Origin of the sequence: Natrinema pallidum (assembly GCF_005890195.1) — an archaeon.
Classification (GTDB): domain Archaea; phylum Halobacteriota; class Halobacteria; order Halobacteriales; family Natrialbaceae; genus Natrinema; species Natrinema pallidum.
In genome coordinates this window covers 612,130-624,535 of record NZ_CP040637.1, presented here as the reverse complement: position 1 = coordinate 624,535, position 12,406 = coordinate 612,130, and the positions used below count along the sequence as shown (strand labels likewise).

The 12,406-nt window shown below is 64.6% G+C and carries 13 protein-coding genes and 1 pseudogene; 6 read left to right on the top strand and 8 right to left on the bottom strand.

The window, feature by feature from the left end:
* On the top strand, positions 1-921 hold the full coding sequence (locus tag FGF80_RS02990) for an ABC transporter permease (protein ID WP_138652143.1): 921 nt from the start codon (positions 1-3) through the stop codon (positions 919-921).
* Entirely contained in the window at positions 914-1,717 is an 804-nt protein-coding gene (locus FGF80_RS02985) for an ABC transporter permease (RefSeq protein ID WP_138652141.1), read from the top strand. Before FGF80_RS02990 ends, FGF80_RS02985 begins: the two co-directional genes overlap by 8 nt.
* Positions 1,718-1,898: 181 nt before the next feature.
* Here FGF80_RS02985 and FGF80_RS02980 read toward each other — a convergent pair whose 3' ends face one another.
* Positions 1,899-3,833, bottom strand: a complete 1,935-nt coding sequence (locus FGF80_RS02980) for a beta-CASP ribonuclease aCPSF1 (protein WP_006184726.1) — start codon at positions 3,831-3,833, stop codon at positions 1,899-1,901.
* 360 nt (positions 3,834-4,193) lie between these two features.
* On the opposite strand from FGF80_RS02980, the gene FGF80_RS02975 reads away from it, so the two are divergent.
* Complete coding sequence (locus FGF80_RS02975; RefSeq protein WP_006184727.1) at positions 4,194-4,679, top strand: hypothetical protein; 486 nt, start codon at positions 4,194-4,196, stop codon at positions 4,677-4,679.
* A 39-nt stretch (positions 4,680-4,718) separates the two neighbouring features.
* Here the strand turns inward: FGF80_RS02975 and FGF80_RS02970 are convergent, their stop codons facing one another.
* Positions 4,719-5,327 carry a hypothetical protein gene (locus FGF80_RS02970; RefSeq protein WP_138652139.1) on the bottom strand — a complete coding sequence of 203 codons (609 nt, stop codon included), beginning with the start codon at positions 5,325-5,327 and terminating at the stop codon, positions 4,719-4,721.
* Between the two features lie 137 nt (positions 5,328-5,464).
* Between FGF80_RS02970 and nucS the strand changes: the two genes are divergently transcribed.
* A complete protein-coding gene (gene nucS, locus FGF80_RS02965; protein ID WP_138652137.1) occupies positions 5,465-6,208 on the top strand; it encodes an endonuclease NucS in 744 nt (247 codons plus the stop codon).
* 25 nt (positions 6,209-6,233) lie between these two features.
* Here the strand turns inward: nucS and FGF80_RS02960 are convergent.
* The 4 genes and pseudogenes from FGF80_RS02960 to FGF80_RS18990 all read right to left on the bottom strand — a co-directional run.
* Positions 6,234-6,416: pseudogene (locus FGF80_RS02960) on the bottom strand (helix-turn-helix domain-containing protein); the annotation flags it as partial.
* A gap of 72 nt (positions 6,417-6,488) precedes the next feature.
* Positions 6,489-6,629: a hypothetical protein gene (locus FGF80_RS18995; RefSeq protein WP_175416970.1), complete on the bottom strand. Its 141-nt coding sequence runs from the start codon at positions 6,627-6,629 to the stop codon at positions 6,489-6,491.
* Positions 6,630-6,694: 65 nt separating this feature from the next.
* Positions 6,695-7,153 (bottom strand): YbhB/YbcL family Raf kinase inhibitor-like protein, encoded by a 459-nt coding sequence (locus FGF80_RS02955; RefSeq protein WP_138652135.1) that lies wholly within the window; start codon positions 7,151-7,153, stop codon positions 6,695-6,697.
* 112 nt (positions 7,154-7,265) lie between these two features.
* The gene (locus FGF80_RS18990) at positions 7,266-7,409 is read right to left on the bottom strand and encodes a hypothetical protein (RefSeq protein ID WP_175416969.1); all 144 of its coding nucleotides are present in this window, start codon (positions 7,407-7,409) and stop codon (positions 7,266-7,268) included.
* Between the two features lie 101 nt (positions 7,410-7,510).
* Between FGF80_RS18990 and FGF80_RS02950 the strand changes: the two genes are divergently transcribed.
* Both FGF80_RS02950 and FGF80_RS02945 read left to right on the top strand, forming a co-directional pair.
* Complete coding sequence (locus FGF80_RS02950) at positions 7,511-8,146, top strand: IS6 family transposase (RefSeq protein WP_138651856.1); 636 nt, start codon at positions 7,511-7,513, stop codon at positions 8,144-8,146.
* 74 nt (positions 8,147-8,220) lie between these two features.
* Entirely contained in the window at positions 8,221-8,694 is a 474-nt protein-coding gene (locus FGF80_RS02945) for a GNAT family N-acetyltransferase (protein ID WP_331250843.1), read from the top strand.
* A 42-nt stretch (positions 8,695-8,736) separates the two neighbouring features.
* On the opposite strand, the gene mutS is transcribed toward FGF80_RS02945, so the two are convergent.
* Positions 8,737-11,448: a DNA mismatch repair protein MutS gene (gene mutS, locus FGF80_RS02940; protein WP_138652133.1), complete on the bottom strand. Its 2,712-nt coding sequence runs from the start codon at positions 11,446-11,448 to the stop codon at positions 8,737-8,739.
* 181 nt (positions 11,449-11,629) lie between these two features.
* On the bottom strand, positions 11,630-11,992 hold the full coding sequence (locus FGF80_RS02935) for a CHY zinc finger protein (protein WP_006184735.1): 363 nt from the start codon (positions 11,990-11,992) through the stop codon (positions 11,630-11,632).
* Between the last annotated feature and the right edge of the window lie 414 nt (positions 11,993-12,406).

Below are 12,406 nucleotides of genomic sequence, written 5' to 3'. Positions count from 1 at the left end.
ATGACCGGAACGCAATCGTCGCTGCCGGCACCGGTCGCTCGGCTCTGGGAACCGCTCCTTGAGCGGTCGCGCTCGAAACGGGCGCTGTTGTTGATGGCTCCGTTGTTGGTCTTTGAGTTGCTCCTCTTCGTCGCCCCGTTCCTGATCCTGCTTCGGATCAGTCTCATGGAAGGAGCGCCTGATCTCCGGTACGCGGCCGGGACGTGGTCGCTTGATGGGTACGTTGAGGTGTTCACTAACAGCGTGTTGCTCGACCCCATCATCTATTCGTTCAAACTGGGGCTGGCTGCCACGGCGATCACGGTCGTAATCGCGTTGTTCTACGCCTACGCGATCTGGCGAGCCGAGGGGGCGCTCAAATCGGCGCTGCTGTTCTCGGTGGTCCTGCCGCTCCTGACGACGCTCGTTATCAAGACGTACGCGTTCCGGCCGCTCCTCTCACCGAACGGAACGCTCAATGACGTCCTCCTGACGTTGAATCTCGTCTCGGAGCCGATCCAGTTCGCGCCCGGGACGGTGGGCGTACTCGTCGGCCAGATATACATCGTCCTCCCCTACGCCGTGCTGGCGATCTACAGCGTCCTCTCGACGATGGATTGGGGGCTCGTCGAAGCCGCCCGCGACCTCGGCGCGAGCCGTCCGCGATCGTTCGTCGAGGTCGTCGTCCCGCAAGCGATGCCCGGCATTCTCGTCGCGACGGTGATCTCGTTCGCCTGGAGCGTCGGCGCGTACGCTGCACCGGGGCTTCTCGGCAGTCGGGACCTGGCGTTCGCCATCGAAGTCGAGCAGCGGTTGCTATCGAACCTCGACTGGGAGATCGCGACTGCGTACTCGGTCGTCATGCTGGTGCTGATGCTCGCGAGCGTCGCCGTTCTGACCGTCGTGCTCGGCCGCTTCGGGGGTGAGGTCGAGTATGCATAGAGAGGCTATCGAGAACGCCCTGTTCCGCGCGGGGTACCTGGCGATGCTGGCGTTCATGCTGTTGCCGCTCGTCGTGGTCGTCGTGACCTCATTCGAAGAATCGGGACAGTTGCTCTTCCCGCCCGAGACCTACTCGCTGGGTCACTATCGCGCGTTCTTCGCGGAGACACGCTGGCTCTCGGCGTTCGACAACAGCCTCCTCGTCGGGGTCGGGACGACGGTCGTCGCGACGACGCTGGGCGTCACGGCCGCCTTCGGGCACGAGCTCGACGACGGCCGTGCCGGACAGCTACTCGCGCCGCTCGTCCTCGTACCGCTGTTGATCCCGCCGATCATCCTCGGCATCTCGATGCGCGTCTACTTCGTCAGGGTCGGGATGGACGCCTCGTATCTGAGCCTCATCCTCGCACATACGCTGTGGGCGACGCCGCTCGTCTACTTCGTGATGCGGTCGGTGTTCAGTCGGTTCGACTGGCAACTGCTCGATGCGGCGCGCGACCTCGGTGCGGGCCCCATTCAGTCGTTCGTCTACGCCGTCCTCCCGAACGTCAAACACGGAATCTTCGTCGGCGCACTGCTCGCGTTCATCGTCAGCCTTCAGGAGTTCGTGATGGCCCTGTTCCTCTCGAATCACAGCACGCAAACGATCCCGGTCGTGGCCTGGAAAGCGCTGCGACAGTCGCTCGATCCGATGGTCAGCGTCGTATCGACGTTTCTCATCCTCATCTCGGTGGTCGGCATCGTGATCGCGACGATCGCGACGAACATCGAGTGGCTCTCGAAACAGCTCTCCTGATCGGCCATCGCGAACCGCTCTTTGTCGCTCGATAGCCGTCACGGCTCGGTTACACCGCTCTACTCGGTCTGAGGTGTGCGCGCCGCACCAGTGCAATCCTGGCGACACTGAAACGGGCGATCGATGCCAGGACCCGAAGCGACGCCGCGGACGATCGTGTGGCAGCGATCGTCCCGCGTCCTTACAAGAAGCGGAAGGTCTCGAGGTTCTTCGGCGCGAAGGTGCGCATGTCGTACTCGTGGTAGAGCGCCGACGAGAGGTCCTGCGTGGAGCGCTCGTCGCCGTGGACGCACAGCACCTTCTCGGGGCGCGGGTTCATCGTCTTGACGAAGTTCTCGAGGCCGGCGCGGTCGGCGTGGCCGGAGAAGCCGTCGACGGTTTCGACGTTCATGTTCAGCGAGAGGGTGCCGCGGCCGCCGCCGTTGCCCATGGCACCGACCTCGCTGGTGGGGATCTCGTCCCAGCCGTTCTGAATGCGGCGACCGAGGGTCCCCTGGGCCTGGTAGCCGACGAAGACGAGCGAGGAGTCCGGATCGGGACCGATGTGGGAGAGCCAGGACATGATCGGCCCGCCGGTGACCATCCCCGACGTCGAGAGGATGATGCAGGATTCGCCGTCGGCGACGTCCTGCCGTTCCTCTTCGCCGCCGTCGATGTGATTGAACTCGTCGGCGAGGAACGGGTTCTCGTCCTCGTGGAAGATGCGATCCCGCAGGTCGTCCCGGAGGTACTCGGGGTAAGTCGTGTGGATCGCCGTCGCCTCCCAGATCATGCCGTCCAAGTGGACCGGCATCGAGGGGATATCGCCGTTGCGCATCGCCTCCTCCAGAACGAGCATGATCTCCTGCGAGCGACCGACCGCGAACGCCGGGATGACGACTTTTCCGTCCCGCTCGTAGGTCTCTTTGATGACTTCCTTGAGGTTCCGCTCGGAGTCTTTCTGGTCGGTCTGGTAGTCGTTGCGACCGCCGTAGGTCGACTCGAGGACGAGCGTCTCGACCCGCGGGAAGTCGTTGACCGCGCCGTTGAACAGCCGGGTATCCTCGTAGTGGATGTCGCCGGAGAAGGCGACGTTGTAAAGCCCATCGCCGATGTGGAAGTGCGAAACGGCCGAGCCGAGGATGTGGCCGGCGTTGTGGAACGTGAGTTTGACGTCGGGCGCGATGTCGGTGACATCGCCGTACTCGAGCGGGATACAGTGTTTGATCGCTTCGCGGACCTGCTCGCTTTCGTAGGGTGGGCTCCGGCCCTCTTTGGCCGCGACGTCGAGGTAGTCGAGCGTCAGCAGCCCCATCATGTCTCGCGTGGGCTCAGTACAGTAAATCGGCCCGTCGTAGCCGTACTTGAACAGGAGCGGGATCAGCGCGGAGTGGTCGAGGTGGGCGTGGGTCAACACGACCGCGTCGATGGTCTGTGGGCCCGCGCCGAGCGCCTCGGGTGCGTGGAGGTAGGGCACCTCGTCCTCGGCACCGGGTTTGTCGCCGCAGTCGATGAGGATCCGGGTCTCGGGGGTCGAGAGGATGAACGACGCGCGGCCGACCTCGCGACAGCACCCGAGCGTCGTGATCCGAACGTACTCGTCGTCGGACATCTCCTCGCGGTGGATCTGACGGCCGACTTTCTCGAGGATGTCACGACGGTCGTCGCGTTCCTGCTTGAGGAAGCTCCGAACGTTCGAGACGGTCGAGGACTCGATCGGCGGCGTGCGGACGACTTCGGGCGTCCAGCCGACGTTCTTCGTTATTTCGCGGAGCGTCGACCCGTGGCGGCCGATGACCATGCCGGGCTTTTCGGCCTCGATGACGACCTCGCCGGTGTCGGCGTGGAAGTCGAGGTCGGTGACGCCCGCGTCCTCGGGGATGACGTTCATGATCTCCTCGCGAGCCTGTTCGGGCCGCGAGAGAACGCTGGGGTCGGGCCGGACGGTGATCCGCTTGCGAAGTTTGCTCGCGAGTTGCCGAATGAGGTCGCCCTGCTGGGCGAACTTCTTCGGGTCGCGCGTGTAGACCACCAGTTCGGGGCCTTCGTATTTCACCGAGGAGACCGAGATATCGCTCGGTAACTCGCTCGTGATCTGTGCTTTGAGATCGTCGAGTTGCTGCTCTACAGTGCTCATAATCGCCGAATGTGGCTTGCGTGAACTCGCCGTCCGGGATCGAACGCGGCATCGGGCCGGGGAGAGAGGATCGGGACCGGAGAACGACTCCCGGTTCCGTGACGAACGCCGCGGAGCGGCCACCGTCCCGGAACCGATCGCGAGCATCGTCGTCCGCGCGGGACAACGTCGCTCACACTCCGTCTCGTCTCCCGATTCATCGTATCCTACTCCGTAGCTGACGAACACGCTCCCGGATCGGTTATCCTGGTCCGTGCGGGACAATTCCAGGGAGAACCCGCTTACTCGAGGCTATTCTTTGCGTGGTATAAAAGCCTTCGCAAAAACCAGGGCCGTGGGAGTCGGACGTATCAGTACGGTATGTACATTACTCCGACTCGAGTCCGCGCGGAACGTGACTGGGTGGTGAATCGAACGGAGACGGTCGTTGCCCTCATCAACGACGTTCGAACCGATCTCGGCGACGCCTTCGGGGCCGATGTCGACGCGGTCACCGAGTCACAGTATCGGGAGGCAGTCGACGCCGTCTTCGCTGACGGCGATCTGGCCGTCAACGTCGCGGCGCTGATCGCGATCCTCAGGGAACTCGATGTCGACGGGGATTATCCGGGATTCGTCGTCGACGAACTCCTCGGGCGCGAATTAGCCGCGACGATCGCCGGCCCGCAGCCGCTGCGGACGCTCGGCGAAGCGACCTTCCATTACGCCGACGTGCGGGTCCACGGCGGTGCGGACGAAAACGCCGGCATCGACGACTGCGAGGCGGCCCTCGCGGCCGGCTTCCAGGAACGACTCCCCGGCTGGGACTGGACCGACAGCGAGAGTCCCTTCGCCATCGAGCGGTGAGCGGCACCGATGGGCGGGCCGACAGACGGCGGTCTCCGTCTAGCCGTCCGTCTCGTTCCCCGCAGTCGATTCGTTCCCGTCGCTCGAGTCGTTTCCGGCGGCCGTCTCGGTCGCGGTCTCGGATTCGTTCGTCTCTCCGTCCGCCCCCGTTTGCCGTTGTTGCTCGAGCAGTGCCTGCTGTTGCTCGAGTTGTTGGGCTCGCTGTTGTTGCTGTCGGACGAGCGGATCGTACTGCTCGCCGGGATAGATCGCTCCGACGGCCCCATCGCGCAGCGACTGCAGGATCGCCTCGTCGGAGCCGGTGACGAGGAAGAGCCCGTACGCGGTCTCGGAGTTTTCGATCGTGATGGCTGTCGGAGCCGAGTCCTCAAAGTCGGTTGCAGCGGATTCGACTAACTCGCGTTGTCGCTTCTGGTACTCCAGTTGTGCCTCCTGTCGACCGAGATCGCCGCTCTCGACGTCGGACTGTATCTCGTCGCCGAGCGTCGAGATCGTTTCCTCGTCCGGTCTGACTTGGAGCGTGACCGCGGCGGTCTCGTCGTCGTCCGACTGACCGATCGATTCGAACTGGGAACAGCCGGCCAGCGATGCGGTTGCACCGGCACCGGTAAGCGCGAGGAAGCCCCGGCGGGTCGGCAGATTCGACATTGTCTCTGACATGCGGGGACGAGGGCCGATATACCTTCTGCGTTGGACCTCGCACGCACGGTCGGCGGCAACCGACGCGGGACGGACTCCTCACCACAGCGGACACCTTTTATCCGCGCCCGAACTACCACGGCCCAGTGACTGATTCAGTGGACGGCACGCGAACGGAAACCCTTCAGGAGCCGACGCCAGCGGCCGCTCGCGACATCGTCGCCCGCGGCATCGACCGGGCGGCGATCGTGACCGTCTACGGGCGCTGCACCGTCGACTACGAGGGTCGAGCCGCGAGTCACCTCGAGGCAGGCGACCGGCACGTCATGCTCAAGCCCGACGGGGCGGCGCTGGTCCACACCGACGAGGGGCAGCAGCCGGTCAACTGGCAGCCGCCGGGCTGTACACACGATGCCGTCTGCGAGGACGGCGCGCTCGTCCTCGAGAGCGTGCGATCGACGCCGGACGAGCGCCTCCGGGTCCAGTTTCGGGAGGTGCTGCAGGTTTCGGCGTTCTCGGGCACCGACGAGAACGAACTCGCCCTCGTCGGCACCGAGGAGGACCTCCGCCAGCGGATTCTCGAGGATCCAACCGTGCTCGAGGCCGGTTTCACGCCGCTGGCGACCGAACGCGAGACGCCCGCGGGTGCGGTCGACATCTACGGCGAGGATGCGGCCGGCCGGGCGGTCGTGGTCGAATTGAAGCGCCGACGGGTCGGGCCGGACGCGGTAAGCCAACTCCGACGCTACGTCGACGCCCTCGAGCGCGATCTCCACGCCGACGCCGCCGTTCGGGGGATACTGGTCGCTCCCTCGGTAACCGACCGTGCGAGTCGGCTCCTGACCGAACACGGCCTCGAGTTCGTCTCGCTCGAACCGCCGACCGAGTGACCGCCCGCCCTCGCTTCGGCGGGGATCAACGGCCCGCGCCGGACCCCTCGGCGAGCAACGGCTCCGCGACCTTTCGCTGGGCCGTCCGGAGGTGCTTGGAAAACGTGGCCGGCGAGATGCGCACCGTCTCGGCGACGTCTTCGCCGCTCTGTTCCCGCGGGCAGTCGAAAAAGCCGGCGCTGTAGGCCGTCTCGAGTATCTGACGGTGTTTCCCCGTGAGCGAATCGAGGACGCGCGTCTGGAACTCCGCGGCGGTCCGGTCCTCGTCCCGGCGGGTTCGCTAGGCGAGCACCTCGAGCGCCGCGGCCCTCGTCGTGGCCGTCCTGACGGCGAGCGGTTCGTCCCCAGGGAAGTCGTGGCCGACGACCTCGAGGGGCGCACTGTCACCGACGAGGAGCGCACGGGTCAGGGCCTCGGTCATCGTGTCTCGTCCGATCGGTGAATTTCCGTTAGTAGTACGTGTTTGTCCCTGACGGGAGTCGTTGACTATGCTGCCGGGTACGTCCCCTCGAGACGCGTCCGCTTGAGGACGTGCCCATCCGCCGCCGACTCGAGGTCGGCTGCGCTCGCGTCCGTGTCGAGGTCGAGCGTCGTATCCAGGGCGAGCAGTTCGAACCGGTATGTGTGTTCCCTGTCCGGCGGATTCGGGCCACCGTAGCCGTGATCGCCGTAGTCGTTCGTCCCCTCGGTCGCGTCGTCGGGGTCCCACGCTTCCGGAATCGTCCCCGTCTCCGGCGGCACGTTCCAGACGATCCAGTGGTCCCACACCGTGCCGGCGGGCTCTTTCGCGTCGGGATCGTCCACGATCAACGCGAGGGTCTCCGCGTCGTCGGGGACGCCGTGAATCTCGAGGGGTGGGTTGACGTTCGTCTCCGTGTAGCCATACGCCTCCGGGATTCGGTCCCCGTCGTCGAATGCGGGGCTCTCGAGTGTGAAGTCATCCATGTTGCTCACGCTCCGTGTGCGCCCGTTTCAGCGGTCACCGTCAAGAGAGAAGAAACTTACACGCGGAGCCGGGAACGGCGGTGTCACTGGCTGCTGTGGCGCTCTCGATCGGCTACCGACGACCGACGAATATCGCGATCCCGAGGAGTAACAGCCCGATGCCCCACCACAGCGAATCGCCCGGGAGGAAGGCGAGCAACAGCGTGACGAGACCCGACGTGATGAGGGACCACCCCATCGTCGTTCGGTATGGCATACCGCTAGCTTCTCGCCGAGGCGGTTGTGCGTTGTGCCGGTCCCTGCAGGCGGTGTTCAGATAAGGATGAAGGATGAGGCGGTTCGTTTTCTGAGTGATCTATGCCCGAAAACGACCGCCTCAATGGTTGTTTAGAAGAGATCAACTTAGAGTTTGTTGAACGAGAAGCGACACCGCGATTGCTGATGAAACTCAGTATTCAGCTGCATCTTGCTGGACTCTCGCTTTCAAATACTGTATCTATTCTTGAGGTATTCGGTGTCGAACGCGCTCGATCAACCGTTCACAATTGGGTTCACAAGGCCGATCTACAGCCCGAATCTGATCGGTGTCCGGATCATGTTGCGGTTGACGAGACTGTGATCCAACTGAATAATGAGCAGTATTGGCTGTACGCTGCAGTTGATCCCGAGACAAACGAATTGCTCCATACGAAGCTTGAACCGACAACAACAAAGGTTCTCGCTCATTCGTTTCTTACGGAACTCTCCGAGAAACACGACGTCTCCGACGCCGTGTTTCTCGTCGATGGATCGCACTCATTACAAGATGCATGTCAACGTCACGGCTTCGATTTCAGATACGAGAAACATGGAAATCGGAATGCTGTTGAACGTGTCTTTCGAGAGATAAAACGACGAACTCTCTGTTTCTCAAACTGCTTTAGCAATGCCGAAGCAGAAACTGCCGATGACTGGCTCAGATCGTTCAGCTTCGTATGGAATCAGCTTATCTGAACACTACCGTCCCTGCAACCCGACCGAGTCCACGGAATCGAAGCTTTTTCACCCGAAGTGACAGATGATTGGATGTGACGACCGAACTCACGATCCGTCGGTATCGATCTGACGACGGCCCCCGCGTTCGAGAACTCCACGAAACGGCCATGCGCGACGCCGACGCCTACGTCCCGGGCGTTCCGGACGACGACCTCGAGTCGGTCACGGAGACGTTTCTCGAGACCGGCGGTGAGTTTCTGGTCGGCGAGCTAGCTGCTCGGATCGTCGCGATGGGTGCGTTTCGACCGGTCGACGAATCGGCGTCTATCGCGACGTTCGTTCCCGACCTCGTCGACGCGGCGGTCGAGGTGACTCGACTGCGCGTTGCTCCCGACGTGCAGCGCCGCGGCTACGGACGGCAGATATATCGGGACCTCGAGGAGCGCGCCCGATCGCCCTCGATACGAGGCCGACCCAAACCGCGGCCCGGGGTCTGTACGACGCGGACGGCTTCGAAGCGGTGCATCGCGAGCGATTCGACGACTTCGACGCCCCCTTCGAACTGATCTTCTATCGGAAATCGATCGCCGACGATGGGTAAGCGGTCGTCACTCCTCGAGCAACCGCTTTAGCCGATCGAGTTCGGTGAGCGCTTCGACGGGGGTGAGATGGCCGAGATCGAGCGCCCGGAGTTCGGCGGCGACAGCGGTCGGCACGTCCCCACCGTCCGCGGTCGTGGCTCCCGTAGCGCTCTCCGTCGGTTCGGAGCCGGGATCGCCACTCGAGTCGACAGCGCTGGTACCGTCCGTCTCGCAGTCCTCCTCGGCCGCGTCAGCGACCAGTTCCCGCGAGCGATCGACGACGGGGTCGGGAACGCCGGCCGCGGTCGCGACCTCGACGCCGTAGGAGCCCGTCGCCGCGCCGGGCGCGATTTCGTGATGGAAGACGACCTCGCCGTCGTCCTGATCGACCTCGAAGTGCAGCGTGAACGCGGCCGCGAGGGCCTCTGCGAGTTCGGTCAGCGGATGGTGGTGGGTGGCAAACAGCGTCGTCGCGCCGACCTCGTCGTGGAGGTGTTCGGTGATCGCCTGCGCGATGGCCAGCCCGTCGGCGGTGGAGGTCCCCCGCCCCACCTCGTCCAACAGGACGAGCGACCGCTCGTCGGCCTCCCGCAGGATGGTCGCGAGTTCGTCCATCTCGACCATGAACGTCGAGCGCCCGCCTGCGATGTCGTCGCTGGCACCCACGCGCGTGAAAATCCGTTCAACAGGCGTCAGCCTGGCCGCGTGAGCCGGGACGAAACTGCCGACCTGCGCGAGCAGGACGATCTGGGCGACCTGGCGCATGTAGGTCGACTTCCCCGACATGTTGGGACCCGTAATCACGGCCAGCCTGCGGTCGCTCGTCAGGTGTGCGTCGTTGGGGACGAACGACTCCTGCGTGCGCTCGACGACCGGGTGGCGGCCGCCTTCGATATCGATGACGGGACCCTCTCGCCCGTCGTGCTCGAGCATCTCGGGCCGACAGTAGTCGTACCGGGCCGCGACGGTCGCAAGCGAGACGAGCGCATCCAGCGTCGCGATCGCGTCGGCCAGCCCCTGGACGCGTTCGACCTCGGCGGCGACCTCGCGACGAACCTCACAGAACAGGTCGTACTCGCGTTCGTCCGCGCGCTGCTGGGCACCGACGATCTCGTCCTCGCGGTCCTTCAGCTTCGGCGTGACGAATCGCTCGGAGTTCTTCAGCGTCTGCCGGCGCTGATAGTTGTCGGGCACCGACTCGAGGTTCGGGTTCGTGACCTCGATGTAGTAGCCGTGGACCGAATTGTGGCCGACCTTCAACGAGTCGATCCCCGTCCGCTCGCGCTCGCGCTCCTCGAGCTCGTCGATCCACCGCTTACCGTCTCGAGCGGTCCCGCGGAGCTCGTCGAGGTCGTCGTCGTACCCCGTCGCGATGATCCCGCCCTCGGTGATCTCGATCGGTGGCTCGTCGACGATGGCGTCCGCGATCAACTCGCGGACATCCACGAGGGGGTCGAGGGCCTCGTGCAGGTCCCGCAGGCGCTCACAGTCGGCGTCGGCCAGGAGGTCCCTGATCTCGGGCACGACCGCGAGCGTCTCACGCAGCGAGCACAGGTCCCGCGCGTTGGCTCGCTCGCGCGAAATACGGCCGATCAGCCGCTCGAGGTCGTAGACCTCCCGCAGCCGGTCGTGGAGTCGTTCCCGCCGCTGGACGGCGGACTGCAACTCGGCGACCGCATCGTGGCGCGCCTCGATCCGGGCGGGATCGAGCAGCGGCCGGCGGAGCCAGTCCCTGAGCGTACGGCCGCCGAGCGCGCTCGCGGTCTCGTCGAGGACGCCGACGAGCGTGGCGTCGTCCCGTCCGTGGACGGTCCGGGGTTCGAACAGTTCGAGGCTGCGGAGGGCGACGGCGTCCAACAGCAGGTACTCGCGAGGATCGTAGCGGGTGAGTTGCGTGATGTACTCGAGGTGCGCGTCCGCGTCGCCCTCGACGACGGCCGCGATGCGTTCCGTGTCGGTGTCACCGCGTTCGCCCTCGTGTTCGCCGCCGCGGACGTACTCGGCGTACGCGAGCAGCGCGCCGCAGGCCCGTATTTCGGCGTCCCCGGCGAGCAGGGCGTCGGGGTTGCGGAAGTACGCGGAGAGCGTTGCTCCGGCCCGCTCGCGATCGAAGGCGCGCGCGTCGAACGGCGTCACCATGCAGTCGTCGGGAACGGGGTCGTCGGCTGCGTCGGGGCCGACGACGGCCTCCGAAGGGGCGAATCGGCTCACCTCGTCGGCGATCGACCCGGCCGCGGTCGCGCTCGTCGCGTAGAAGTCGCCCGTCGACACGTCGAGGAAGGCGAGACCGAGTCGCTCGTCGTCGCGTGCGATCGCCGCGACGAAGTTGTTGTCGTCGCCGGCTAGCAGTTCGTCCTCGGTGAGCGTCCCGGGCGTGATCACCCGCGTGACCGCGCGCTCGACCACGCCCGATGTCTCGCCGGGCTCCTCGACCTGGTCCGCGACGGCGACGCGGTAGCCGGCCTCGAGCAACGCCTCGATGTACGACTCGGCGTTGTCGATCGGAATGCCGGCCATCGGGTACTCGCCGGTGGAGTCCTCGCGGCTGGTCAGCGCGATCTCGAGGAGGCGTGCGGTGCGCTCGGCCGCGCCGCAGAACGTCTCGTAGAAGTCGCCCACCTGAAAGAGTACGATCGCGTCGTCGTAGCGCGCACAGAGATCGTGATACTGCGCCATCATGGGCGTCAGCTCGTCGCGTTTCTCGGCCATCGCGTCCGGAGGGCCAAGCGCCGAATCCATGCTCGAAAGCGGCCGCCCGACGCTCAAATACCTTGCTGGACACGACCGACGGGACGGGGGCGGATACGACCGGGGCGCTCGAGGGCGTCGCTGTCGCTCGATGCGGCGACGTTACAGTAGCACCTGAAACGATTGACACACTGATCGCAACGCCGCCGTGCGATCTGGTGTGCGATGACTGTCAGTTGCGACTCTCGCTCGCGTCCGACGCGGTCGTCTCGAAGTACAGGGCCGCGTGGTTCGCACAGCCGGGATTGAACGGGGCGTCACAGGCCGGGCAATCGTACTCGGCCGCGAGGTAGTCGGGGACGGTGAGTGGAGTCCCGCAGCAGCCACACAGGACCGAGGGCTCGTCGAACCGGGCTCGAGGCCACGGGACGGCCTCGTGGTCGGTCGTTTCTTCATGGCACCGAAAGCACGGGTAGTAGCGTTCGCAGCAGGCGAATTTGAACGCGACCACGTCGCGGTCGGTGTCGTAGTGGGCACACCGGGTTTCCGGACCGACTGCGACGCCGTGGACCGTGTGACCGCCGATCGAGTGCACGCGTGGCTCGAGGGCCGGCGAGTGCTTCGGTGTTGTGGTTGGCAGGGAGTGGTCGAGAGGTGTTCGTGGCTCGAGAGACAGTTCCGCTGGAGTCCGACGGGTTGCTCTATCCGTGCCTCGACAGGGCAGGGGAATTGTGCGGCGCGCTCTGCGCGGCGTGCTGGCAGTAAGTCGAACTGGCCGATTTGAGACGATACAACGTGCTGCTCCAGCAGTAGGAGAGGTTAGGACCTCGATAATGAGTGTTGTCGAGTCCGCTTAGGAGGAAAGATTAGACTATGGCTGAACACTAAGTACTCCACCTGTACTGAACGCGAGTTTCGCGACCAACTCTAAATAAAGAAGGTGTACTACCAACTACTGCTAAGGGAATCGACTATAGTACTAATAGATTCCTGAACCAATCATCTCATA

Excerpts from the sequence above, each read along its gene's own strand:
- FGF80_RS02980 (WP_006184726.1), bottom strand. The coding sequence starts at position 3,833 with ATGAGCACTGTAGAGCAGCAACTCGACGATCTCAAAGCACAGATCACG.
- mutS (WP_138652133.1), bottom strand. The coding sequence starts at position 11,448 with ATGGATTCGGCGCTTGGCCCTCCGGACGCGATGGCCGAGAAACGCGAC.
- FGF80_RS02990 (WP_138652143.1), top strand. The coding sequence starts at position 1 with ATGACCGGAACGCAATCGTCGCTGCCGGCACCGGTCGCTCGGCTCTGG.
- FGF80_RS02975 (WP_006184727.1), top strand. The coding sequence starts at position 4,194 with ATGTACATTACTCCGACTCGAGTCCGCGCGGAACGTGACTGGGTGGTG.
- FGF80_RS02950 (WP_138651856.1), top strand. The coding sequence starts at position 7,511 with ATGCCCGAAAACGACCGCCTCAATGGTTGTTTAGAAGAGATCAACTTA.
- FGF80_RS02955 (WP_138652135.1), bottom strand. The coding sequence starts at position 7,153 with ATGGATGACTTCACACTCGAGAGCCCCGCATTCGACGACGGGGACCGA.
- FGF80_RS18995 (WP_175416970.1), bottom strand. The coding sequence starts at position 6,629 with ATGACCGAGGCCCTGACCCGTGCGCTCCTCGTCGGTGACAGTGCGCCC.
- FGF80_RS02970 (WP_138652139.1), bottom strand. The coding sequence starts at position 5,327 with ATGTCGAATCTGCCGACCCGCCGGGGCTTCCTCGCGCTTACCGGTGCC.
- FGF80_RS02985 (WP_138652141.1), top strand. The coding sequence starts at position 914 with ATGCATAGAGAGGCTATCGAGAACGCCCTGTTCCGCGCGGGGTACCTG.
- FGF80_RS18990 (WP_175416969.1), bottom strand. The coding sequence starts at position 7,409 with ATGCCATACCGAACGACGATGGGGTGGTCCCTCATCACGTCGGGTCTC.